Origin of the sequence: Mesorhizobium sp. WSM3873 (assembly GCF_001672445.1) — a bacterium.
In the GTDB taxonomy this organism is placed as follows: domain Bacteria; phylum Pseudomonadota; class Alphaproteobacteria; order Rhizobiales; family Rhizobiaceae; genus Mesorhizobium.
On sequence record NZ_LYTM01000010.1, the window covers coordinates 18,554 to 40,927 of the forward strand.

Below are 22,374 nucleotides of genomic sequence, written 5' to 3' on the forward strand. Positions count from 1 at the left end.
TCTCGTTTGTCGCTCTTGCCCCAGTCATCCGAACTTGAAGAGAACGCCGAAGCCGCCACGCGGGTAATTCCACACGATCTCACCGCTGGCCTCGCACAGCACGCGACACGTGCCGCATTCCATGCAGCCGTCGCAAGTGGTCTCCACCTGGCCCTTGTCGTTCAACTCATAGCACTTGGCCGGGCAGATGTGTGTCAGCGCGAGCAGGTTCGCGCTCGGCCTCTCGTGCGGTTGCACCTTGATATGCGGCCGGCCCGGATCGACTAGATAGCGGTTGTTATAAAGCTTCTCCTCGACGCGTAACTTCGTCACGGCGATCGTCATCCTGTTTCTCCTTCAGCGCCACGCGAGTGCCAGGCGGACCACATCGCTGATCAGCCCCCAGCGCGAACGCGCCTTGATGAAGGCAGCAGTGGTCGCCTTTTCCTTCTCGATTTTCGGAGTGCCGTCGACGCGCATGAAGTTCTGCGCGGCCTGCGACATCAACTGCGGGTAAGTCATGAAGAAATTTCGGGAATTGGTGTGTATCAGGGCGGGCATGTCCTTATATTTCATCAGGTCTTTGACTACGAAGGACTTGTCCAGCATGGTCTTGTAGAGGGCGAGGTTCTTCCTGGACATGGGCTGCTCGCGGCCCTTGATTTCAATGATTGCCTCGCCCGCGATGCGACCAGAAGTCATGGCAAGGTTCGAACCTTCGCGGTGAATAGCGTTGTTCAGTTGGGCGGCATCGCCGACCGCGACCCAACCGTCACCGAAGAGCTGCGGAATTGCCTTGTAGCCACCTTCGGGAATGAGATGCGCGGAATACTCCTTGACTTCCGAGCCCGCGATCAGCGGCCGGATCGAAGGATGCTTTTTAAAGGCATCGAGGAGGACGTATGGGCTCTCCATTGTCTTGGCGAAATCGGAGACGAGGCAGCCGATGCCCAGAGAGATCGACTCCTTGTTGGTGTAGAGGAAGGCAAGTCCAGCCATGCTGCGGGAGATCGTGCCCGCCGCTTCGATCACGCAGCCTTCGTCCCCCTGCAGGCCGAACCGCTGCTCAATGACCTCATCGGGTAGGAAATGCATCTCCTTGACAGCGAGCGCCACGCTTTCTGGCTTCAGCATCTTGCGCAGGCCGGCCCGTGTACCGAGCAGTCCGTTGACACCTTCTGCGAGCACGACGACGTCCGCGTAGATCGGCCCGCCAGCCCGATCGGTGCGCACGCCGATCACCTTACCTTTGGCATTGCGGACGAGGTCGGTCACTGTCGTCTCGCACAGAACCGTCGCGCCGGCCTCGCGCACCTTGCGCGAAAACCACTTGTCGAACTGGGCGCGGATGATCGTGTAGCGATTGGGCTTCGCCTCGTTGAAATCATCCGATCGATACTGCATCGCGGTGTGGGAGGTGTCGTCCATCACCCAGAATCGCTGCTCGACCAGATGCCGCTCGAGAGGCGCATCATTCCGGAAATCCGGGATGATTTGCTCCAACATGTCGGCGTACATGATGGCGCCCTGGACATTCTTGGAGCCCGGATACTCGCCGCGCTCCAACTGGAGCACCGTCAGGCCCTGGCTTGCCATAGTGTAGGCGGCCGCGTTTCCGGACATACCGGCGCCGACGACGATGGCGTCGAATTCTTCTTCGATCATGGCCGTTTCCCTTAGCTCGCAAGCTTGTCGTGACTGTGCGGCGACAGCCGCCGGGTGAAAGCTTCCGTCAATGCCGGCAGGAAACGGATCGCATCGGTGACGATGCCGAGGTGGGCAAAGTCGAAGATCGGGGCGTTCGGGTCGGTGTTGATGGCTACGATCAAATCAGCCCCCTCCACGCCAACCCGATGCTGAATGGCGCCCGAAATCCCGGCCGCTATGTAAAGCTTTGGCCGGATGGTCTTGCCCGTTTGGCCAATCTGCCGATCGGTCGGCATCCAGCCCTTCTGGACCAGCGGGCGCGAACACCCATATTCGGCGCCGATTGCGCGCGCTAAATTCGTCACAAGCTGCAAATTCTCCACTGAGCCGAGACCGAGGCCTCCGGCAACCACAATGTCGGCGTAGGCGAGATTTGAATTTGCCGATTGGCGATCGAGGTTGAAGCCAAGCACTTTGGTGACGATCTCTTCCTCGGTCATCGACAGTTGGTGCCGGATGACACGCCCAACCGGCTTATCCGTTTGCGGTGGCATGGCCATGACCCTCGGTCGTACGGTGGCCATCTGCGGCCGGTAGTTGAGCGTATAGATCGTGCATAGCAAGGAACCGCCGAAAGTCGGACGGGTCGCGGCGAGCGAACCGTCGACATCCACATCGAGTTCGGTACAGTCAGCAGTGAGCCCTGTCAGCAAGGTCGTCGCTACTGAACCGGCGAGATCCCTGCCGAGCGTGGTCGCCCCGAGAAGCAGGATCTCCGGTTTGTGGGTATTGACCAGATCCGTCATCGCCTTGGTGAAAGGCTCGTTGCGATAGTCAGCAAGCAGCGGTGCCTCGACGAGGTAGACAAGGTCGGCGCCGTAAGCGAAGGCCTCGGCAACAGCATGCTGGGTGGCCTCACCCGGTGGTCCGAGCACGATTCCCGCAAGCTGAACGCCAAGCTTGTCGGCGAGCTTGCGGCCTTCGCCAAGCAGTTCGAAGGAGACGGGATGGACCTCGCCGCGTTCCAGTTCAATGAAAACCCAGACGTGCCGATAGTCCCTAAAGTGCTCAGGCAATTCCTTCATGCCGGCACGGTCGGCGGAAGGAGGGGCTTCGCGTTTCGCCTTCAACATCTTTCTCCTTGCCGTCCCGTCACTGCCCGCCGTCGAAGGCGAGTTCGTGTTCCAGCGCTGGCTGGCGGGTGAAGATTGCGGCAATCAGTTCGTCAGCGACGCCATGTTGCGTCTTGTCGGTCGTGTCGATCTGCGTCGCCTTTTCCGCCCGCGTGGTAGGGGCAAAAACGCGCTTGACGACCGTCGGCGAGCCGCGCAGGCCGCATTTGGTGAGGTCCTCAATGCCAGCTTCGGCCGCGCTCCACTTCACGATTTGGCTGCGTGCGGCGCGCAGGGCGTCGTCGAGCGAGCCTCTGCGGATTTCGTTGGTGCCTTCCAGCATTGTGATGAGGCAAGGCAGTCTGCTTTTCAGCATCTGCGTACCGCCTTCCGAACGGCGCTTGACGGTGATCTCGCGCGCGTCGAGATCGATGGAGGCGATCTTCGCCACATAGGTGAACTGCAGGAGGCCGAGGCGCTTGGCGATGCCGGGCCCAACTTGGGCGGTATCGCCGTCAATCGTCTGCTTGCCGGCGAAGACGATGTCCGGAGCGCCGAAGGTCTCGCCAATTCTCATGATTGCCCGAGAAAGCGCAAAGGAGGTCGCCAGCGTGTCGGAGCCGGCAAAGCAGCGGTCGGTCAAGAGTACCGCGCGGTCGGCGCCATAGGTGAGCGCCTTGCGCAGCGCATCTTCTGCCATCGGCGGACCCATGGTAAGCACGGTGACCTCGCCACCATGGGCGCCACGCAATCTGAGTGCCTCTTCGAGGGCGAACAGGTCGTAAGGGTTGATGATCGTTGGCACGCCCTGGCGCATGATCGTGTTCGTCACCGGGTGGACACGTATCTGCGCGGAATCCGGCACCTGCTTGATACAGATTACAATGTGCATTGCTTCCCTCTCGGCTCTAGTCCGCAAGCCGCCCTGGCGTTCATCTCAAGCAGCATCATTCGTGCCAACCGTTCTGCGCTGCTCTGTTCTCTTTGAGATCGGTTTGCTTTCTTCCAAAGGTGCCGTCGTGATGATCGGTTTTGTCGGCTTTTCGTCATTGTCGTGTCGACTTTGTCGCGCTCATTCTGTCTCGAACCGCCTCAGGATCGAATCGAACGGGACAAAGGCACGGTCCCGAGTGGCGGGTTTGTCCGGATCGTGCTCTTTGAGCACCTTGAAGACCCGTTGCGTGAGTGGCGAGGATGTCGCGAAATCCTCATAAGCGCGTTCCAACGTCGCACGCGCCCGCGCGGCGATCTCCCCGTCGGGAAGACCGGCGAAATCCTCTTCAGCGAGGTACTGGCCCATGCGCTTCATGATATGGAGCCGCGAGACGTTGAGCACCTTCGGATCATAAGAGATGCCAAGGACTGCGAAGAACTCCTCCGCAGCCGACAGGCTCATCAGCCGGGCGAGGATGTCGGTGACATCGATGGCACGGCTTTTAGCAAAACAGCTGCGCATTGCGTTTTCCTTGGCCGGAAACGGCGGTCGGGGTTGCGCCGTCGCTGGCGAAGACGGGGAAAGGTCACGCAGCTTCTTAACGATCCCGGGCATGACCTCGAGCACCCGGTCGACGTCCTCCTCGCCGTTGTTGCGCGAAAAGGAGAAACGGATTGCGCCGTGTGCCGCGCTATCGGGGATATTCATCGCCACCAAGACATGGTTCGGCTCCAGCGAGCCGGAGGCGCATGCAGAGCCGGAGGAGCAGGCGATGCCCTCGCGATTGAGGAAGTGCAGTATGCCGTCACCTTCGATATGTCCAAAGGCGATATTTGCAGTGTTCGACAACCGCGCTCGTAAATCGCCGGCTACGAAGGCGTCTGGGATGCGCTGGAGAAGTTCTTTCTCGAGGCGGTCTCGCAATGCCCTTACCCGCGTGTTCGCGTCGTCCATGAATTTCAAGGCAAGATCGGCTGCCACGCCGAGGCCGACGATGCCTGGCGTATTCTGCGTGCCCGCGCGGCGGTTGCCCTCCTGGCGTCCTCCCTTGATCAGCGGACAGAAGCGCACGCCGCGCTTTACATAAAGTGCGCCGACCCCTTTCGGTCCGTGTAATTTGTGACCGGAGAGAGACAGCATATCGATTGCGGTCGATTTCAAGTCGATCGCAAGCTTGCCGACCGCTTGCACCGCGTCGGTATGGAAGAGGGCGCCAACGTCCTTGGCCAACTCAGCAAGCTCGACCACCGGGAAGATCGTTCCGGTCTCGTTGTTCGCCGACATGATCGAGACGATCGCCACGCGCGGGGTGAGGGCGGCCTTATAGGTGTCGAGGTCGAGCCGGCCGTGGCGATCCACCGGAATCCTATGCACCTTGATGCCGCGCGTCTTCTCAAGGTGGGCACAAAGCGTCAGCACGGCCGAATGCTCGACTGCGGAAGTCACGATCTCGGTGCGCTCGGGTAGCACCTCGAGCGCCGAAAGGATCGCCGCGTTGTCGCTTTCCGTCCCGCCCGAGGTGAAGGTGATCTCGTCATCGAACTCCGCGCCGATCAGAGTTTGCACCTGCAGGCGCGCCTTTCTCACCGCCGCCCCGGCGGAAGCGCCAAAATCGTGGCTCGACGAAGGGTTGCCGAATTGCTCGGTAAAAAACGGCAGCATTGCTTGAACGACTTCAGGATCGACCCGTGTCGTTGCGTTGTTGTCCAGATAAACAGGCCTCATGGATGTGATCCTTCTCCTGAGGGCAATCACGCAAAGCGCACGCCCGGTCTGTCATGATGATGGCTAGCCGAAGGAGTTGCCGCGGCCATATTCGGCCCGCGCTTCTTGGGGCCGGCGCGGCCGCTCGCCTCGACTTGATGCGCCAGCCCTGCGCCGGCCTGGGAAGGCGCGGTCTTTAGGCCACGGCGGGTTTCGGTGCGCTGGGGCGTGGACCGTTTCTCCTTCTGGCCGGGAGGCGTTCTCGAACAGCTACGCATGGACCGTGCCAAACAAGGAGATCATTTCGAAACAATAAGATGGCTCCAACACTGCTATGTCGCCTGTCCGACATCGGCGGGCATGTTCGACGGTGAACGCCGTTGAATTGGGTGTGAATTCCGCTTCGCGTGAGGAGCAATCCGTCGGCCGGCCGCCAAGGATGCCAGCGTCACCGATGCGTCCTGTCGGGTTTGTCGAGTGCGCGACGCGGCGCTGTCCGCCCAGTTGCCTGCTGAGCTCTCGTTGTCATTGAAGAATATGCAGAAAGTTCTTCTGGGCTTCTTTCTGAGCCTTTGGCACGCCTATTGCGGTTCTCTCCTCGTAAGGCAGCGCGTGCCCGCGGCCGAATATTCATCTCGCTGGTGACATCGCGATCGATGGAACGAAGGAAAGAAAGCAACATGTCAGGTCCAGATCGGCCACCCGCGTTCCGAGCGATGTTTTCGTCCTCACGCAGACCTTCCATTTCAGGTTTCTTGAGACCGAGCGTCCTGGTGCGCTCGTTCAAAGCCAGGCGTCGTTTTCACATCGATCTGCGCGGCGCCGCCTTTCGCGACGTTTTCGCCTTCACCATACGCCACTGCAGCAGGCAGCCGGTCCGGCTCGCGATCACTATGATCGCGGTGCTTGGCGCAACGCTCCTTGACGTTCTGACGCCGCTCTATTCAGGACGGCTCGTAGACGCGGTCGCCCAAGGAGCGGCAGCAGACGCGGTCGTGTGGGGTATGGCACTTGCGGCCTTTTCGATGTTGATTGCGCTCGCACTCGGCGCCGTCGTCATGCGCAACATCGCCTTCATTGCATACAATGACTTCATTCTGAAGATGATGTCCGACATCGCCAGCGACACGTTCCATCGCGTCCAGCGCTTTTCGGCCGATTGGCATGCGAGAACCTTCGCCGGCTCGACGGTGCGCAAGATTACGCGCGGCATGTGGGCGCTCTGTGCCCTCAACGACACTATCCTTTTCGCGTTGTTCCCCTCGCTCATCATGCTCACAGGGTCGAGCGTTCTACTCGGCTGGTATTGGCCGACGATGGGGCTGATCATCGCCTGCGGCTCGGTTGTCTATGTGGCGCTGATCGTTGTGCTGTCGCTCGGGTACGTGGCGCCAGCGGCGAGCCTTGCCAATAACTGGGATACGAAGCTTGGCGGCTCGCTTGCCGACGCGATCAGCTGTAACGCGGTGGTCAAAGGCTTCGGCGCCGAGGTGCGGGAAGATCATCGCCTCGCGAAAGTCATCTCCAAGTGGCGCCACCGCACCCGCCGGACGTGGGTGCGCGCCACGATCAGTGCTGCGTTCCAGGGGATCATGCTTCTTGCGATGAGAGCGGCTTTGATCGGCTATGCCTTATTTTTGTGGGCGCGCGGCCAGGCTACCCCGGGCGACATCGCCTTTGTGCTCGCGTCTTTCACCGTCCTGTATGGCTACTTGCGTGATGTTTCCATGCACGTGCGCAACATCCAGCGCTCTGTAAACGAGATGGAGGAACTGGTCAAAACCTGCAGCCAGCCGCCCGACGTGGCCGATGTTCCGGGCGCCAAGCCGATCCGGATCACGAAGGGTCACATCGATTTTGAGAGCGTCCATTTCCACTACGGCGATCATTGGTCGCCATTCTACAGCGACTTGTCGATTTCGATTGAGGCCGGCGCACGGGTGGGTCTGGTCGGCCCCTCTGGCTCCGGCAAGACCACCTTCGTCAAGCTCATCCAGCGGCTTTACGACCTGGATGCAGGACGAATCTTGATCGACGGGCAGGACATCTCGCGGGTGACGCAGGCCTCGCTGCGCTCGCAGATCGCGATCGTGCAGCAGGAGCCCCTCCTGTTCCACCGCTCGCTGGCCGAGAACATAGCCTATGGGCGGCCGGGTGCTTCTCGGTCCGACATCGAGCAGGCGGCACGGCTCGCCAACGCGCATGACTTCATTGCCCGCCTGCCGAACGGCTACGGTACGCTGGTCGGCGAACGCGGCGTGAAGCTTTCAGGCGGCGAGCGCCAGCGTGTGGCGATAGCGCGCGCCTTCCTCGCCGATGCCCCAATCCTGATTCTGGACGAGGCGACATCGAGCCTCGACTCGGAATCGGAGGTGCTGATCCAGAAGGCGATGGAGCGGCTCATGGTCGGGCGCACCACGCTCGTCATTGCACACCGGCTCTCGACGGTGCGAGCACTCGACCGGCTGCTTGTCTTTGACCGTGGTTGCATCACCGAGCAGGGCGACCATGCCGCTCTGATCCGTCGCGACGGCATCTACCGCCGCCTGTTCGAGCGGCAGGCCTTGGAGCTGACAAAGGGCTGGAATGAGACCAATGTGCAACGTGGTTGAAGGCGGCGTGACTTCAGCTTGCCTTCGCCAGCAATCCTGTCGGGCCGTTCCTGAAAAGGCGCAAACAACTTGCGGCGTTGGAGAATTCACAATGACGAACGTCACCCGCGACGGCTCTCCCTGGACGCCGCACTATCTGACGGCGATCGATGGCGCGACCTGCATCGGCTGCGGCCGCTGCTTCAAGGTCTGCTCGCGCGAGGTCATGCACCTTCATGGCGTCGATGACGCAGGGGAAATCCTCGGCATCTGCGCGGGCGAGGATGATGACTTCGACGGCGAGCTCAACCGTATGGTCATGGTTGTCGACAATGCCGGCCGCTGCATCGGCTGTGGCGCCTGCGGCCGCGTCTGCCCGAAGAACTGCCAGACCCACCTCGCGGCCGACAAGCTTGCTGCATGATCTGGGGACAAGACCAGGAGAACAGCGCCACATTCGTCGATCACCGTGGTTGTTTCAGCACCAGCCAATGGCCGCCGACAGACGTGGGGGCGGCGTTCGACCGGCATGCGCTTGCATGTGTTGCCTACCTCGCGTTCGAGGAGGCCGAGACCGGCAAGGCGACCGCGACCGAAGCAACCGGCCTTTCGCGCGCCGAGCTGCGAGATGTCATGACACGCTATTTCCCGGCTGTGTCCGTCAACGCCTTCGCGCTGGAAAAGCTGACCGATCCTGAGCCGGATGTGGAGGAAGAGCTTCTGCGCGGCCTGCTCATTGGGAACGCCAAGCCAGGCGATCCGGCGAGCACCCTCTTCGCCAAGATCATTGCCAGGCGTAGTTTGCGCAATGACCATCTGTGGCAGGACCTTGGCCTTTTCAATCGGGCCGAACTCAGCCGCTTGATCGCCAGGCATTTCCCGGCGCTGGCGGCCGGCAACACCAAAAACATGAAATGGAAGAAGTATTTCTATCGTAAGCTTTGCGAGGCTGAAGGCTTTTCGCTATGCACCGCGCCCAGTTGTCAGGAATGCCGCGATTTCGAAAGCTGTTTTGGCCCGGAGGAAGGCGAAAGCCACTTGGCACGGATCAAGAACGGTTCGCTTTGGATTAAGAGCCGCCTTCGTCGCCGCCTCCGCCTGGGCTTGATTGGCATCGAAGCCGCACGCGCTTCTCCCGGCGACGTCGCGCGGAGGATGGGATGTTCAGCGCCTCACGATATTTCGCAACGGTGCGGCGAGCAATGTCGATGCCGGTGTCCTTGAGCCGGGTGGCGATGTCGTCGTCGGAAAGCACCTCGTCGGGCAATTCCACGGCAACCATCGCCTTGATTTGATGGCGGACAGCTTCGGCGGAGTACGCGTCGCCGCCTTCGCAGGAGCCGATCGCGACGGTGAAAAAATACTTCAGTTCGAACACGCCGCGCGGGGTCAGCATGTACTTGTTCGACGTCACCCGGCTTACCGTCGATTGGTGCACGTTGATGGCATCGGCGACAGTCCTGAGGTTGAGAGGCCGCAGGTGGGCGACCCCATGTTCAAAAAAGGCGTCCTGCTGGCGGATGATTTCAGCCGTTACCTTGAGGATCGTCTTGGCGCGCTGATCAAGGCTGCGGATTAGCCAGTTCGCGTTTTGGAGGCATTCGTTGAGAAAAGACTGATCTTTCGAATTTTGGGCGCTTAGGCGGGAGACCTCGGCAAAATAGTTTTGGTTCATCAGCACTTTGGGCAGCGTGTCTGGATTGAGTTCGATTTGCCACCCACCTCCAGGAGACGGATGGACCAAGACATCAGGTATGATCGATTCAGGCCCTCCGGATTGGAATCGGTTTCCAGGCTTGGGATCGAGCGCGCGGATTTCGTGCAACATGTCGAGAAGGTCGTCTTCATCGACACCGCAATGGCGCTTCAATGTTTGAAAATCGCGTCGCGCTAGCGCTTCAAGATTGGCGACCAGCGCTGCCATCGCCGGGTCGAACCTGTCTAGCTGCCGCAACTGTATCTCAAGGCATTCGCTGAGAGTTCGCGCAAAAATGCCCGGTGGATCGAACTGCTGCAAGGTTCCGAGAACCCGTTCCACAACAGCCTCCCGGACATTCAGGCTGCGGGCCAGTTCCGAAAGGTTCACCGCAAGGTATCCGGTGTCTTCCAGATGACCGGCAAGCTCGCCTGCTATTCGCCGCTCCAGCGGCGCGAATGCGCTGAGAGCGATCTGACGAGCGACATGGTCGTGCAATGTTTCGATGGACGTGCAGTAATCTTCGAAAGAATGGTTTCCCCCCGGTGCGACATTGTTTTTGCCGCGAATTGATTTCCACTGCGAGGCCCGATGCGACATACCGCCCGTGGTCGGCCCGATGCGCGGGTTCCCGGCCGAAATCGAGGGAATATCCTTCGGCGCCCGGTTTGGTGCCCGTTCCAGAAAGGGGTTCTTCTCGATTTCCTTCTCGACGAACTGATGCAGTTCGGGATGCGCCAGTTGCAGCAGGCGAATGGATTCCATCATTTGCGGCGTCAAAACCAACGATTGCTTCTGACGCTGAAGCAGGCTTGCTGAGGACTCCATGGTTAGCGTGAACTCCTCTCCGAGCGACCCTGGGCTTATGCAAGTGGATTTGGGAGACGTTGACTCCTCTAGCTCATGCAGCCGTCACGGCTTTGGCTTTCAGCGCTTCAAGGACGTTCTGCGGCGACGATACGCCATAGGGATCGGTCTCGCAGTTGTCGCAGAAACCGTCCTCTTCGAACCACTGCTCCACCACCCCATTGTTGATCACGGCAGCGTAGCGCCAGGAGCGCATGCCGAAGCCGAGATTGTCCTTTGCAACCAGCATGCCCATCTTGCGGGTGAACTCGCCGGAGCCGTCTGGGATGAGTTGGACTTTCTGCAGCCCCAGGCCCTTGCCCCAGGCATTCATGACGAAGGCATCGTTGACGGAAACGCAATAGATCGCGTCAATTCCCTCCTTCTCGAACTGCTCGTAGAGCGTTTCGAAATCGGGCAACTGGAAGGTCGAGCAGGTCGGCGTGAAGGCACCAGGCAGCGAGAACAGGACGACGCGCTTGCCGCTGAAACAATCCTCGGATGTCTTGTCTTCCCAGCGGTACGGTGGCCCCTCGATGGAATCATCGCGAACACGCGTGTGAAAGGTGACGAAGGGAACTTTTTTCTTGACGGTCATCAATGTGCTCCTGGAGGAAAACTGGTGCGCTGCTTTTTCGCTTGAGACTGACGCGGCATCGACCTCGGCCGGCAATTCGGCCGAGCGCTGCCCGTTTTGTGTCGGCATTGGATCAGACTTGCAAAACCGCTCGCGAGCGCGTTTGAAGAACGAGGTCTCGATTTGGCGGCAACGAAAACGGGTTTCACTACGCGCTTGTACGGGGCGTCGCGATGTCAGCAATGGTCTTACTCCTGGCCACCTTGGGATGGGTTCTGCCGATTACGAAGCAAGCGCCATGCCATTTGATTTTTAGGCTGGGGTTCACACTCTGTTTTGCAGCGACAACTCTTTGCCTTGAGCGGCCAGGATCCTGCCTTCGCCGAGACCGAGCGCGCGCCCGTAATCACCTGATCGTGAGCTCTGGGTAGAGGGGCATCGCCTTTATGCGTTCAAGCCGCGAACCTCTTTGTCCGAAGCTGGACAAAAATGTCGGAAGTCGGACCGAAGGGTCGCCGGATCGCACAGAGCATAGGTGACTCGAATTCGCAGCGGGAATCTGGGCTCATACTCGGGAGCAGGGACAGGAGTCGATCGGGGCTAACCTGACGAGAGCCCCTACGGCCTTTTGTTCCCGAGGATTGAGACGGGCCTTACGCGCTTCGCCCTATCGACGCTCGCCAGACAGCTTCGAAATCGGCAGCGGGTACAAAAAAGCCAGCACGTCCATTAGCAAGCTCGCCATGGGCATCTCCTCAACTGCGCTTGCGTGAGGCGGGCACCGTCCCGAGGTGGCGGGAAACCGCCTTGCACTCGCGGAGCATTTTGAATCTGCCGCGACTTTGCTGTCGGCTTTGTCATGTCCGCGACACGGCTGTGCGCCGCCAGGCTTGCGGCTGCGCATTCGATCAAACTGTTGAATGATATTTAGAAATCTCCTGCAGGGCCCATTCCGCGCCGCTGGCACGACTTTTGAAGCTCTCTCGTGAGGCGGCGGCAGCTACCGCCTGGGGCTCATGTTGTGGGTACCATCGCGATCAATGCAGGCAAGGAAGACAACATGTCGGGTCCGCGTCGAGCCGATCTACCCAAAGGCACTGCCTGTGAAAGCCCGACCGGCGTGACTGGCGTGGATACCCGCAGTTCGCCCGACACCGGCCAACGGCCATCGATCGACGAGAAGATGAGATTCGACCCGCATGTTTGCTCATGCCCTCATCGCCTGCCCTCGTGGAAATCGGCGAAAGCGTTGTCGACGGGTACCGCTTCTCGCGTGCCGCGCTACAGACATCCTGAAGAGATGACCGGCCTGAACCCGTTGTGGGGAAAGAGCTTCATTTCCGGCTCGCCGTTCGAAGCTGAAAATGCCGCGTCTCCGACGATTTCGCTCGTCGGTCTTTGGCGGGCAGGCGGCGGTCTGGCCAAGAGGGTTACAAGCTTGCCGGATGGTCAAGTGCCATGCCGCGCGGCCTTAGTTAGTGGTTAGACGGCAGGAGAAGTCCAATGGCGATCAACCCGGTTCCAGATCATGTCCCGCCCGAAATGGTGAGGGACTTCAGCCTGTTCAGGTCGCCAGGCATGCCACCAACGCCCAACGGGGATCCACACGCAGCGGTAGCTTGCGCACATGACGGGCCTCCGATCTTCTATTCGCCATACAACACGCAAGATGGCCGGGGCACCTGGGTCATCACCCGCGCCGCAGACCAGCGTAAGGTGCTGCAGGACGCTGAAACTTTTTCCAGCCATCGCAGCATCTTCTCCTCCGTACTGGGCGAAACCTGGCCGACGATCCCCCTTGAGCTCGATCCACCGGCCCATGGCGCCTTTCGCTCGCTACTTAGTCCGCTGCTTTCGCCCAAGCGGGTGACGGCACTGGAACCGGCTGTCCGTGAGCGAGCGATAACCCTGATCGACGGGATCACCGCATCGGGCACGAGCTGCGACGTCATGAAGGATTTTGCCTTTCCGTTCACTGTCGGCATCTTCCTTCGCTTTCTGGGCTTGCCGGATCAGGGCCTCGATACATTTGTCGGCTGGGCGAAAGATCTGCTCCACGGCAACGATGTGGAACGACCTGTGGCTGCCCGCAAAATTGTGGCTTTTATCGATGAACTTGCAAACAATCGCCGCAAGGATCCGGTCGACGATCTCATGACCTTCATCGTGCAGGCACAGGTTGAGGGCCGGCGGCTAACCGACGACGAAATCCGAGGCATCGGCGTGCTTGTCTTCGTCGCGGGACTTGACACCGTCGCAGCATCTATAGGCTTTGACTTGGCTTATCTTGCGCGAAACCTCAAGGATCAGGAACTGCTGCGCAGCGAACCGGACCGCATCGTGCTCGCAACCGAAGAATTGCTGCGGGCCTATCCGCCCATTCAGTTGATCCGCGTGGCTACGAAAGATATCGACTTCGAGGGCGCGCCGATCCGAAAGGGGGACTATGTTTCCTGCGCCACGATGATTGCAAATCGCGACCCGGAGGAATTCGAATCCCCCAACACGGTCGATCTGGCGCGAGAGCACAACCGCCACGCCGCCTTTGGCTATGGTCCCCACCGTTGCCTTGGCTCACACCTTGCCCGGCGCGAGATTGTCATTGGCCTGGAGGAGTGGCTGGCGCGCCTTCCGACCTTCCGGATCAAGGAAGGTACAGCGCCCATCACCTGTGGCGGCCATGTGTTCGGAATCGAAAATCTGATCCTGGACTGGTCATGACCATGGCCGTCCCGAGCCATGGCAAGACAATGGAGGTCAGCGCTATGCGCATTATCGTCCACAATGCCAAATGCCAGGGTCACGCGCGATGCTCGGCGCAAGCGCCAAGCATTTTCACGCTAGATGATGAGGGATACGTCCTGCGTGGCGATATCAATGTCGCGCAAGGGGACGAACTGCTCGCGTCACGGGCCGTGCGATCCTGCCCCGAACGCGCGCTGGAAGTCGATAGCTCATCGGCCGCCCGGTTCGATCCAGCCGCCATTCAACCAAAAGCTGGGGAAGCTTAGGTGGAATGACGAGGCCCACACCGCAAAGCAACGTGTCCGGCCGCTTGCCTGCCTGCCTCCTCTGCGGCATCGAGGCCTCCATGACTCGCCTTGCTACACGTGAAGTTCGTCTCCGTTCTGGCGTCTTCAGTTGCCGATCGGTTCGTCTTTGGATGCATCTAGAGGCACGAAACGCCTCTTCCAATCTCAGATTTTGCGAGAGAGCGATGAGCCATGCAAAAATCACCGAACTGGGCGACCGCGAGGCGATCCGCGACTGCCTTTATCGGTATTGCCGCGGCGTAGACCGCGCCGATGAGGCTGTGCTGCGCAGTGCGTATTGGCCCGATGCGCATGACAATCACCGCGCCTATTGTGGCTCAGCCGAGGGCTTCATCGAGTTTGCGCTTGGTGTCTTCAACACCGGACCGCGCTTAATCCACCAGATCACGAACGTATTGATCGAATTCATCGACCCGACGGAGGCCTTGGTCGAAAGCTATTTCACCGGGCTGCAACGCGGACCAGACGAAGACGGAGAAGCACGTCAGGTGCTCCTCTGCGGCCGTTACTGCGATCTGTTTCAGAAGAGGGAGGGGGCGTGGCGCATCGCCGAACGCACCGTGGTTTACGATTGGTTCGAAGAGCAGACTCCACCAGCGGTCCCCGAGGCAGAACGGTTCGGCCTACGGCAACCGATCGGAGCAGCGCATCCCAATGACCCGGTTTACGCGCTCAGAAAGCGCCGCAGCTCGTCATCAAACTGAAAATGCAACGCATGTCACCACAATGCCTTCCAAGGCTCCCAAACGGGAGCCGTATCGCGGGAGCGGTCCCGGAAGGCAACACGTCTACCCGGTATGGAAACTTGTAGTCACAGGACGCCTTGCAATACCGAGACCGGTCTTGCGGCTGGCTCGCGTCCAGATCGCTAACGCTGGCTGCGGAGAGGTTCATATGAAGCAGGCAGAACCCGTCGTCATCCATTAAGGGAGCGGCAGGCCGGATCGGCCGTGCGCTAGTTGATATTGATGCCGATGGAGACATCTCTCGACGGTGGACTTCCTGGCAGCGGCGTTCTTGAACTGGCCGGCGGTCTCGGCCATCCGCATCTTGGCCCCGAATGCGATGCTCGCGAGAAGAGGTTTATCGCGCTATACGGCCGCGTCGAAGCGCAGTTTGCGCAAAACGATGTTCTCGTCAACAACGCGGTGATAGCTCGCCAGATCCTTCTCGTGATCGCACAGCGCGAACTGCACATCGAGCGGCAGCATCCGGCGCAACGAACAAGATGATATACGTAGTCGGCGAAGTTCTCGGGTTCGCGTCCGAGATTAGCTTTTGGTGGGAGCGGTAGGTCAGGCCATCGGCGGACCTGGGTCCATCACGCAATCGCCCAGATGAAGTCGGTCAGTTCGACGGAGATTTCGACTCTCCGAGCTTATCCTCCCCGAGCCCTCCCAGAAATTAAGCCCAAGCTGGCAGTCGCGCTCGGACAGGCCGGCATCGAGGATCAGTAGCCCGGCGCGGACGAAGTTGCTCATGCCGACCGTGTTCTCGCCGACGAAGACGTCCCCGTCTCCACGTCGAGGTTCGAGAAGTTGGCGAAGTTTGTAATTTTGAAATTCGCACGCCGCCGTGCCCGGTTTTTCTATTCGTGGACACGATTCGCTTGCTCGGCAATATCGGCACATCGCGCCATCAGCGCTTCGAAAGGCTCCGCGTCTTCCAGAAGAAGCCCGTCGTCGACCATGCGGGCGTAGTCCCCTTCAAGCGCCTTCAGACCATCGCCTGCTGGCACAAGCCGCAGACCGCCGTTGACAGCTGCCGCGTAATCGATGGGCGTTCGATCGGGCGCTTTCTCGGCGAAGAACATGGTCTTGTGGCGCGCCACTGCGTTCGCCAGATCGCGATCAGCAAAGGCGGACGCGGCAAAACCGGTTTCGTCCAATCGCGCGACGTCGTGCCAGTGACGAGCAAAGCGATCGCCGCGCAGGCGCTCCTGCCGGCAGAAGACATGGATGGCCGTCGCCTTCTCCCAGAAGGTTCGCTCCGCATGCATCACGCGCGGACGAGCCGTGGGAAAGGTCACGTCCTCGATCAGGCCAGACGCGTCGCAGGCGATGTCGCGCAAGCTCGCGGGCTCGCCCGTCGATCGTGCTCCGAATTCGAGCATCACGCTCGGCACCACATACCCGGAGCCAGCCGTCGCGGCTTCGTAATCGATGAAGAGCTTCTCGCCTTCGACGTGGATGGCGGCCGCCAAAGCTTCAGCCGCGAGCGCATCTGCAATGATCGGCTGAACGCTTCCTTCAACCCAATTGGGCAGGCGCTTGCGCACCTCGCTGGACCAGCGTTTTTCCTCGCTACGGGACTCCGGCAACGCTTCGCCGTCTTCGCCCACTAAGTCGGGTGCAATCGCCCTGATGTCGTATGTCAGGTCGACGTCCTCGGAAAACCGCCGGATGACTTGATAGGCTTTGGACAGCGACGTGCCGCCCTTGAACACCAGATGTTCGCCGAGCGCCGAGCCGTAAAGGGTGGCGAGCGCCCAGACCACCCACACGTCCTTCTCGAGGAGATGCGCCGGCCGGCCGGACCGATCGGCCGCGACGCCGAGCGCTTCCCGCCGATCCTCGATCGAGAGGTGGAGAAAGGGATCAGCCATGTGCGGCCTTGCCCACGCTGCGCGCCAGCCAGGTCGGAAGCTGCGGCGCTACCGCGACCAACTCGCTGAAGGCACCCGGCGGGAGTTTCCGCTTCAGTGTCTGGAGGGCGGCTTCAGCCTTCTCCGGCCCAAGCCAAGCTAAAGCTCGCACTGCCTCGCCAGCGGGCCGATGCGCCATGGCGAGCTGCCAACGAGGTGCGTGGCGAAGCTCGACGACCTGCTTGCCGAGGCTCATTTTCCGGGTGCGGCCGGAAGTCAGATAGATCGACCGGACCGGCACCTGTGTCGTGAGACCGAGGATGTTCGCGGCAGCGGCCCCACTCGGGACGATGATCTCCCCGCGCTGGCTGGCAAGCGCCTCGACCGCTTGCTCCACGGAGGGAGCCCGGATGCCGAACCTGCTCGTGACCGGAAGGACATAGACGCCGCGACCCGCCCGGATCAACTGCGTCCGTTCTGCTAGACGCGACAATGCCTGATCCACCGCGGCGCGATTCCCGAGGTGAAGCAAGCTCTTAGCTGCGACCGGCGTGCCCTCTGGCAGCCCTTTCGCGTGGGCAAGAATCTGTTCGGTCAACCTTCTCATGGCCATGCTCCTGTCAGAAAAATATGTGATTTTCTGACAGTTTTCAAGGCGGACAGTGTAAGTAGGTGAGTTCTCCGGTTTTTCCGGCGCATGGAGTCTGAGGATGAACGGGCAGCATGGCTACAGGACCGAAGACATGCAGAAGTCGAGACGCAAGCGGCTGAGGAAGCCCTGTGAGGGGATTAGGCTCGTGCGCTGGCGCACCAAGAGGTCGCGCGTGCGGAAGATCATCGACCGCGCCTATTGCTCCTCGGTTTTGACAGCCACGAAGCGCATTGTCGTCTGGAGGCCACTTCCGTGATCGCCTCCTTTACAAATGGTTTCACATAGGCCGGCGGCAGGAGCCGAGCGGCATGCCCGAGCAGGGCTGTCCGGCGAGAAACGGCAGCAACTGCGCGCGACAGCTTCTTGCAACCTTCCGGTTACTCACCGCGCCGTGAACCTGGAAGACCCGCTTTGCGAGATCGAATCCAATGATGGCACCTCGTTCCATGGGTGCCCTCTCTGTCTTGGTCGATTCTGGCAATCACTAAGCTGGCACATCGCCATGGCGTCGGGAGGGGGCTCCATGAGATTTTGACAACTTGCTTCTTTCCGGCCTCTGCGGCCGACGTCTCACTCATCGCCACCCGACATCTACTGTCGCCTTTGTCAGGTCCGCCACACAAGTCTATTTAGCCAATTTAATATTTTTGCCAAATGTTAAATAGCTGAAAAGCAAACATAAAATTTCTTCTTCGATCCAACCGGCCAAATTGGCACGAGTTTTGAGACGATCTGGGCGAGGCGCCGTGTTCTGCCGACCGGACTTCAAGTCGCGGATAGCCGCTATGGAATGGAAAGAAGGAAGGAAAGCAACATGTCAGGTCTGCGTCAGATCGCATTCTACGGAAAGGGAGGCATTGGCAAGTCCACCACCTCTCAAAATACGCTCGCCGCTCTGGTCGACCTCGGACAGAAGATCCTCATCGTCGGCTGTGACCCCAAAGCCGACTCTACCCGCCTGATCCTGAACGCAAAGGCGCAGGATACTGTTCTGCATCTCGCCGCCGAGGAAGGTTCTGTGGAGGACCTCGAACTCGAGGACGTGCTCAAGATCGGCTACAAAGACATCAAGTGCGTGGAGTCCGGTGGCCCCGAGCCGGGTGTCGGCTGCGCCGGCCGCGGCGTCATCACCTCGATCAACTTCCTCGAGGAGAACGGCGCCTATGACAATGTCGACTATGTCTCTTACGACGTGCTGGGCGACGTGGTGTGCGGCGGCTTCGCGATGCCGATCCGCGAAAACAAGGCCCAGGAAATCTACATCGTCATGTCCGGCGAGATGATGGCGCTCTATGCCGCCAACAACATCGCCAAGGGTATCCTGAAATACGCCCATTCGGGCGGCGTGCGGCTCGGCGGGCTGATCTGCAACGAGCGCCAGACCGACCGCGAGCTCGACCTCTCCGAAGCGCTGGCCGCCAGGCTCAATTCCAAGCTCATCCATTTCGTGCCGCGCGACAACATCGTCCAGCACGCCGAACTGAGGAAGATGACGGTAATCCAGTATGCGCCGGACTCCAAACAGGCAGGGGAGTACCGCGCCTTGGCCCAGAAGATCCATCTCAATTCGGGCCAGGGCACCATCCCGACCCCAATCACCATGGAGGAGCTCGAGGACATGCTGCTCGACTTCGGCATCATGAAGAGCGACGAGCAAATGCTTGCCGAGCTTCAGGCCAAGGAAGCGAAACTGTCCGTCGCTCAGTAACCCCGCTACCAACAGGGGCGCCGACCATGACCTGGCGCCCCTTTCTGCGAAACAAGGCCTCGTTGGCGAGGCGTTACCCGAACCTTGAAAGGGGCAGGTCCCATGGGCCTCGACTATGAGAATGACGGCGCTTTGCATGCGAAGCTTATCGAAGACGTGCTGTCGCAATATCCAGACAAGGCGGCGAAGCGTCGCAAGAAGCACCTCGGTGTCGCAATGAGCAAGGACGAGGCCACAGCGGAGGACAAGGGCCTTTCCGAATGCAACGTCAAATCGAACATCAAATCCATTCCGGGCGTGATGACAATTCGCGGCTGCGCCTATGCCGGCTCCAAGGGCGTGGTCTGGGGTCCGGTCAAGGACATGGTCCACGTCTCGCACGGGCCGGTCGGCTGTGGGCAATATTCCTGGTCGCAACGCCGCAACTATTACGTCGGCACGACGGGGATCGACACGTTCGTGACAATGCAGTTCACCTCCGACTTCCAGGAGAAGGACATCGTTTTCGGCGGCGACAAGAAGCTGGAAAAGATCATCGACGAGATCGAGGACCTGTTTCCGCTCAATGGCGGCATCTCGGTGCAGTCCGAATGCCCGATCGGCCTGATCGGGGACGATATCGAGGCAGTGTCGCGCAAGAAAACCAAGGAGCACGGAAAGACGATTGTACCGGTGCGCTGCGAAGGTTTCCGCGGCGTTTCACAATCGCTCGGCCACCACATTGCAAATGATGCGATCCGCGATTGGGTCTTCGGCAAGGAAGATGTCGAGTTCGAGTCCGGCCCATACGACGTCAACGTCGTCGGCGACTACAACATTGGCGGCGATGCCTGGGCCTCGCGAATCCTGCTCGAGGAGATTGGCCTTCGGGTGGTCGGCAACTGGTCGGGCGACGCCACGCTCGCCGAGATAGAGCGCGCGCCCAAGGCCAAGCTCAATTTGATCCACTGCTACCGCTCGATGAATTACATCTGCCGGCACATGGAGGAAAAGTACGGGATCGCCTGGATGGAATATAACTTCTTCGGCCCCTCCCAGATCGAAACTTCCCTGCGCAACATCGCCAAGCATTTCGGCCCGGAAATCGAGAAGAAGACCGAAAAGGTCATAGCCAAATACCGGCCCTTGGTCGATGCCGTCATCGCCAAGTACCGACCGCGCCTCGAAGGCAGGACGGTGATGCTCTATGTCGGCGGCTTGCGCCCACGCCACGTCATCACTGCTTACGAGGACCTCGGCATGGTGATCGTTGGTACCGGCTACGAATTCGCCCACAACGACGACTATCAGCGCACCCGCCATTACGTGAAAAATGGCACGCTCGTCTATGACGACGTCACGGGTTACGAGCTGGAGAAGTTCATCGAAGGCATCCGCCCTGATCTCGTTGGCTCCGGTATCAAGGAGAAGTACCCGGTCCAGAAGATGGGCATCCCGTTCCGCCAGATGCACTCTTGGGACTATTCCGGCCCGTATCACGGCTATGACGGCTTCGCCATTTTCGCCCGCGACATGGATCTCGCCATCAACAACCCGGTCTGGGACCTCTACCGCGCGCCGTGGAAGAAGATGAAGGACGCGCCGCCCACGGCGCTCGCCGCGGAATGAGGACTGGCCTCCCTGCCAGGCAGGGAGGCCGACAAATGCTTGGGGCGCGCTCGATCCGAGGCAGGCCCTTAACGTCTTGATGTCCCTGTGCTGCCGCTTGGCGCGGCCAGATGGAAAGGTGACCACCATGCCGCAATCGGCCGAAAAAGTTCTCGACCATGCCCCCCTGTTCCGCGAGCCGGAATACAAACATATGCTTGCCGAGAAGAAACTGAATTTCGAATGTCCGCACCCTGATCAGATCGTCGCCGATCAACGCGAATTGACCAAGACTTGGGAATACCGCGAAAAGAACCTCGCTCGCGAGGCGCTTGTCATAAACCCCGCCAAGGCATGCCAGCCGCTCGGCGCGGTATTCGCGGCCGCGGGGTTCGAACGGACCATGTCTTTCGTCCACGGTAGCCAGGGCTGCGTTGCCTACTACCGCTCGCATCTGTCGCGACATTTCAAGGAGCCGTCGTCAGCGGTTTCCTCCTCGATGACCGAGGACGCGGCGGTGTTTGGCGGCCTAAAGAACATGGTTGACGGGCTCGCCAATACCTACAAGCTCTACGACCCCAAGATGATCGCCGTCTCGACCACCTGCATGGCTGAAGTCATTGGCGACGACCTGCGCAGCTTCATCGAGAACGCCAAAAACGAAGGCTCGGTCCCGGGCGACTTCGACGTGCCTTTCGCTCATACGCCTGCCTTCGTCGGCAGCCATGTCGATGGCTATGACGGCATGGTCAAGGGTGTGCTGGAGCATTTCTGGAAGGGCAGCGAGCGCTCGCAAATAGATGGCACCATCAACATCATTCCAGGCTTCGACGGATTCTGCGTCGGAAACAACCGGGAACTCAAGCGCCTCCTCGACCTGATGGGTATCACCTATACCTTCATTCAGGACGCTTCCGACCAGTTCGACACACCGTCGGACGGCGAATACCGCATGTATGACGGCGGCACAAAGATCGCAGACGTGAAAGGGGCACTCAACGCGGAGGCGACGCTGTCGCTGCAGCATTACAACACCCGAAAGACGCTGGAATATTGCGGCGAGGTCGGGCAGGCGACGGCGTCCTTCCGCTATCCACTAGGTGTCCAGGCGACCGACGAGTTACTGATGAAGGTCTCGGCGATTTCCGGCAAGCAGATTCCCGAGACCATCCGGATGGAGCGCGGCCGACTGGTTGACGCGATGGCCGACAGCCAGTCATGGCTGCACGGTAAGAAGTACGCAATCTATGGGGATCCGGACTTCGTGTACGCCATGGCCCGCTTCGTCATGGAGACCGGCGGCGAGCCGACACATTGCCTCGCGACCAACGGCACATCGGCCTGGGAGGCCGAGATGAAGGAATTGCTTGCATCCTTGCCCTTCGGCCAGGATGCGCAGGTCTGGGCGGGCAAGGATCTCTGGGCAATGCGCTCGCTGCTCTATACAGAGCCGGTGGACCTGCTGATCGGCAATTCCTACGGCAAGTATCTGGAGCGCGATACCGGCACGCCGCTGATCCGGCTGACGTTTCCAATCTTCGATCGGCACCATCACCATCGCTTTGCGCTCATGGGCTACCAGGGCGGTTTACGCGTGCTGACCACGATCCTCGACAAGATATTCGACAAGCTCGATCGGGAGACGAGCGAGATTGGCGTGACGGATTATTCCTATGACCTCACCCGCTAAGAGCCGGTGCCGGC

At 60.1% G+C, this 22,374-nt stretch carries 20 protein-coding genes and 3 pseudogenes; 12 read left to right on the plus strand and 11 right to left on the minus strand.

The annotated features are described in order from the left end of the window. Positions 1 to 24 precede the first annotated feature (24 nt). From A9K71_RS08575 to nifS, 6 genes and pseudogenes are all read right to left on the minus strand, one after another. Positions 25 to 324 carry a ferredoxin family protein gene (locus A9K71_RS08575; RefSeq protein ID WP_066993261.1) on the minus strand — a complete coding sequence of 100 codons (300 nt, stop codon included), beginning with the start codon at positions 322 to 324 and terminating at the stop codon, positions 25 to 27. A 12-nt stretch (positions 325 to 336) separates the two neighbouring features. Continuing rightward, positions 337 to 1,644, minus strand: coding sequence for an FAD-dependent oxidoreductase (locus A9K71_RS08580; protein ID WP_066993263.1), 1,308 nt, complete (start codon positions 1,642 to 1,644; stop codon positions 337 to 339). 11 nt (positions 1,645 to 1,655) lie between these two features. Beyond that, the gene (locus tag A9K71_RS08585; RefSeq protein WP_066993266.1) at positions 1,656 to 2,759 is read right to left on the minus strand and encodes an electron transfer flavoprotein subunit alpha/FixB family protein; all 1,104 of its coding nucleotides are present in this window, start codon (positions 2,757 to 2,759) and stop codon (positions 1,656 to 1,658) included. Between the two features lie 19 nt (positions 2,760 to 2,778). Then, a complete protein-coding gene (locus tag A9K71_RS08590; RefSeq protein WP_066993269.1) occupies positions 2,779 to 3,630 on the minus strand; it encodes an electron transfer flavoprotein subunit beta/FixA family protein in 852 nt (283 codons plus the stop codon). Positions 3,631 to 3,810: 180 nt separating this feature from the next. Then, the gene (nifW, locus tag A9K71_RS32425) at positions 3,811 to 4,287 is read right to left on the minus strand and encodes a nitrogenase stabilizing/protective protein NifW (protein ID WP_343221329.1); all 477 of its coding nucleotides are present in this window, start codon (positions 4,285 to 4,287) and stop codon (positions 3,811 to 3,813) included. Then, a pseudogene (gene nifS / locus A9K71_RS08595) lies at positions 4,261 to 5,397 on the minus strand (cysteine desulfurase NifS); the annotation flags it as partial. The gene nifW and the pseudogene nifS, both read right to left, overlap by 27 nt. 695 nt (positions 5,398 to 6,092) lie before the next feature. Between nifS and A9K71_RS08600 the strand changes: the two are divergent. The 3 genes and pseudogenes from A9K71_RS08600 to A9K71_RS30055 form a co-directional block, all read left to right on the plus strand. Continuing rightward, the gene (locus A9K71_RS08600) at positions 6,093 to 7,988 is read left to right on the plus strand and encodes an ABC transporter ATP-binding protein (protein WP_245299569.1); all 1,896 of its coding nucleotides are present in this window, start codon (positions 6,093 to 6,095) and stop codon (positions 7,986 to 7,988) included. 91 nt (positions 7,989 to 8,079) lie between these two features. Then, positions 8,080 to 8,391, plus strand: coding sequence for a ferredoxin III, nif-specific (gene fdxB, locus A9K71_RS08605; protein ID WP_066993275.1), 312 nt, complete (start codon positions 8,080 to 8,082; stop codon positions 8,389 to 8,391). After that, a pseudogene (locus tag A9K71_RS30055) lies at positions 8,388 to 9,026 on the plus strand (nitrogen fixation protein NifQ); the annotation flags it as partial. The gene fdxB and the pseudogene A9K71_RS30055, both read left to right, overlap by 4 nt. Positions 9,027 to 9,036: 10 nt before the next feature. On the opposite strand, the gene rpoN reads toward A9K71_RS30055, so the two are convergent. Together rpoN and A9K71_RS08615 are read right to left on the minus strand one after the other, a co-directional pair. Next, positions 9,037 to 10,491, minus strand: coding sequence for an RNA polymerase factor sigma-54 (gene rpoN / locus A9K71_RS08610; protein ID WP_066993278.1), 1,455 nt, complete (start codon positions 10,489 to 10,491; stop codon positions 9,037 to 9,039). A gap of 73 nt (positions 10,492 to 10,564) precedes the next feature. Next, positions 10,565 to 11,107, minus strand: coding sequence for a peroxiredoxin (locus A9K71_RS08615; RefSeq protein ID WP_066993519.1), 543 nt, complete (start codon positions 11,105 to 11,107; stop codon positions 10,565 to 10,567). On the opposite strand from A9K71_RS08615, the gene A9K71_RS31270 reads away from it, so the two are divergent. The 6 genes from A9K71_RS31270 to A9K71_RS30060 all read left to right on the plus strand — a co-directional run bounded on the left by A9K71_RS31270 (position 11,097) and on the right by A9K71_RS30060 (position 15,371). Continuing rightward, on the plus strand, positions 11,097 to 11,402 hold the full coding sequence (locus A9K71_RS31270) for a hypothetical protein (protein ID WP_156319966.1): 306 nt from the start codon (positions 11,097 to 11,099) through the stop codon (positions 11,400 to 11,402). The genes A9K71_RS08615 and A9K71_RS31270 overlap by 11 nt on opposite strands. Before the next feature lie 705 nt (positions 11,403 to 12,107). Continuing rightward, on the plus strand, positions 12,108 to 12,572 hold the full coding sequence (locus tag A9K71_RS31275) for a hypothetical protein (RefSeq protein ID WP_156319968.1): 465 nt from the start codon (positions 12,108 to 12,110) through the stop codon (positions 12,570 to 12,572). A 17-nt stretch (positions 12,573 to 12,589) separates the two neighbouring features. Beyond that, positions 12,590 to 13,807 carry a cytochrome P450 gene (locus A9K71_RS08620; RefSeq protein ID WP_066993281.1) on the plus strand — a complete coding sequence of 406 codons (1,218 nt, stop codon included), beginning with the start codon at positions 12,590 to 12,592 and terminating at the stop codon, positions 13,805 to 13,807. 44 nt (positions 13,808 to 13,851) lie between these two features. Further along, entirely contained in the window at positions 13,852 to 14,097 is a 246-nt protein-coding gene (locus A9K71_RS08625; RefSeq protein ID WP_082980413.1) for a ferredoxin, read from the plus strand. A 206-nt stretch (positions 14,098 to 14,303) separates the two neighbouring features. Continuing rightward, positions 14,304 to 14,843 carry a nuclear transport factor 2 family protein gene (locus A9K71_RS08630; RefSeq protein WP_066993284.1) on the plus strand — a complete coding sequence of 180 codons (540 nt, stop codon included), beginning with the start codon at positions 14,304 to 14,306 and terminating at the stop codon, positions 14,841 to 14,843. Positions 14,844 to 15,107: 264 nt separating this feature from the next. Further along, complete coding sequence (locus A9K71_RS30060; protein WP_245299562.1) at positions 15,108 to 15,371, plus strand: hypothetical protein; 264 nt, start codon at positions 15,108 to 15,110, stop codon at positions 15,369 to 15,371. A gap of 356 nt (positions 15,372 to 15,727) precedes the next feature. Here the strand turns inward: A9K71_RS30060 and A9K71_RS08635 are convergent, their stop codons facing one another. From A9K71_RS08635 to A9K71_RS32430, 3 genes and pseudogenes are all read right to left on the minus strand, one after another. Further along, positions 15,728 to 16,744, minus strand: a complete 1,017-nt coding sequence (locus tag A9K71_RS08635; RefSeq protein ID WP_066993287.1) for a nucleotidyl transferase AbiEii/AbiGii toxin family protein — start codon at positions 16,742 to 16,744, stop codon at positions 15,728 to 15,730. After that, entirely contained in the window at positions 16,737 to 17,330 is a 594-nt protein-coding gene (locus A9K71_RS08640) for a DUF6088 family protein (protein WP_066993525.1), read from the minus strand. Before A9K71_RS08640 ends, A9K71_RS08635 begins: the two co-directional genes overlap by 8 nt. 180 nt (positions 17,331 to 17,510) lie before the next feature. Continuing rightward, positions 17,511 to 17,823, minus strand: a pseudogene (locus tag A9K71_RS32430) (IS110 family transposase); the annotation flags it as partial. Positions 17,824 to 18,189: 366 nt separating this feature from the next. On the opposite strand from A9K71_RS32430, the gene nifH reads away from it, so the two are divergent. The 3 genes from nifH (at position 18,190) to nifK (ending at position 22,360) form a co-directional block, all read left to right on the plus strand. Beyond that, positions 18,190 to 19,083 (plus strand): nitrogenase iron protein, encoded by an 894-nt coding sequence (nifH, locus tag A9K71_RS08650; protein WP_066993528.1) that lies wholly within the window; start codon positions 18,190 to 18,192, stop codon positions 19,081 to 19,083. Between the two features lie 102 nt (positions 19,084 to 19,185). Then, positions 19,186 to 20,691 carry a nitrogenase molybdenum-iron protein alpha chain gene (gene nifD / locus A9K71_RS08655; protein ID WP_066993302.1) on the plus strand — a complete coding sequence of 502 codons (1,506 nt, stop codon included), beginning with the start codon at positions 19,186 to 19,188 and terminating at the stop codon, positions 20,689 to 20,691. A gap of 127 nt (positions 20,692 to 20,818) precedes the next feature. Continuing rightward, positions 20,819 to 22,360, plus strand: a complete 1,542-nt coding sequence (nifK, locus tag A9K71_RS08660; protein WP_066993305.1) for a nitrogenase molybdenum-iron protein subunit beta — start codon at positions 20,819 to 20,821, stop codon at positions 22,358 to 22,360. Positions 22,361 to 22,374: the final 14 nt, after the last annotated feature.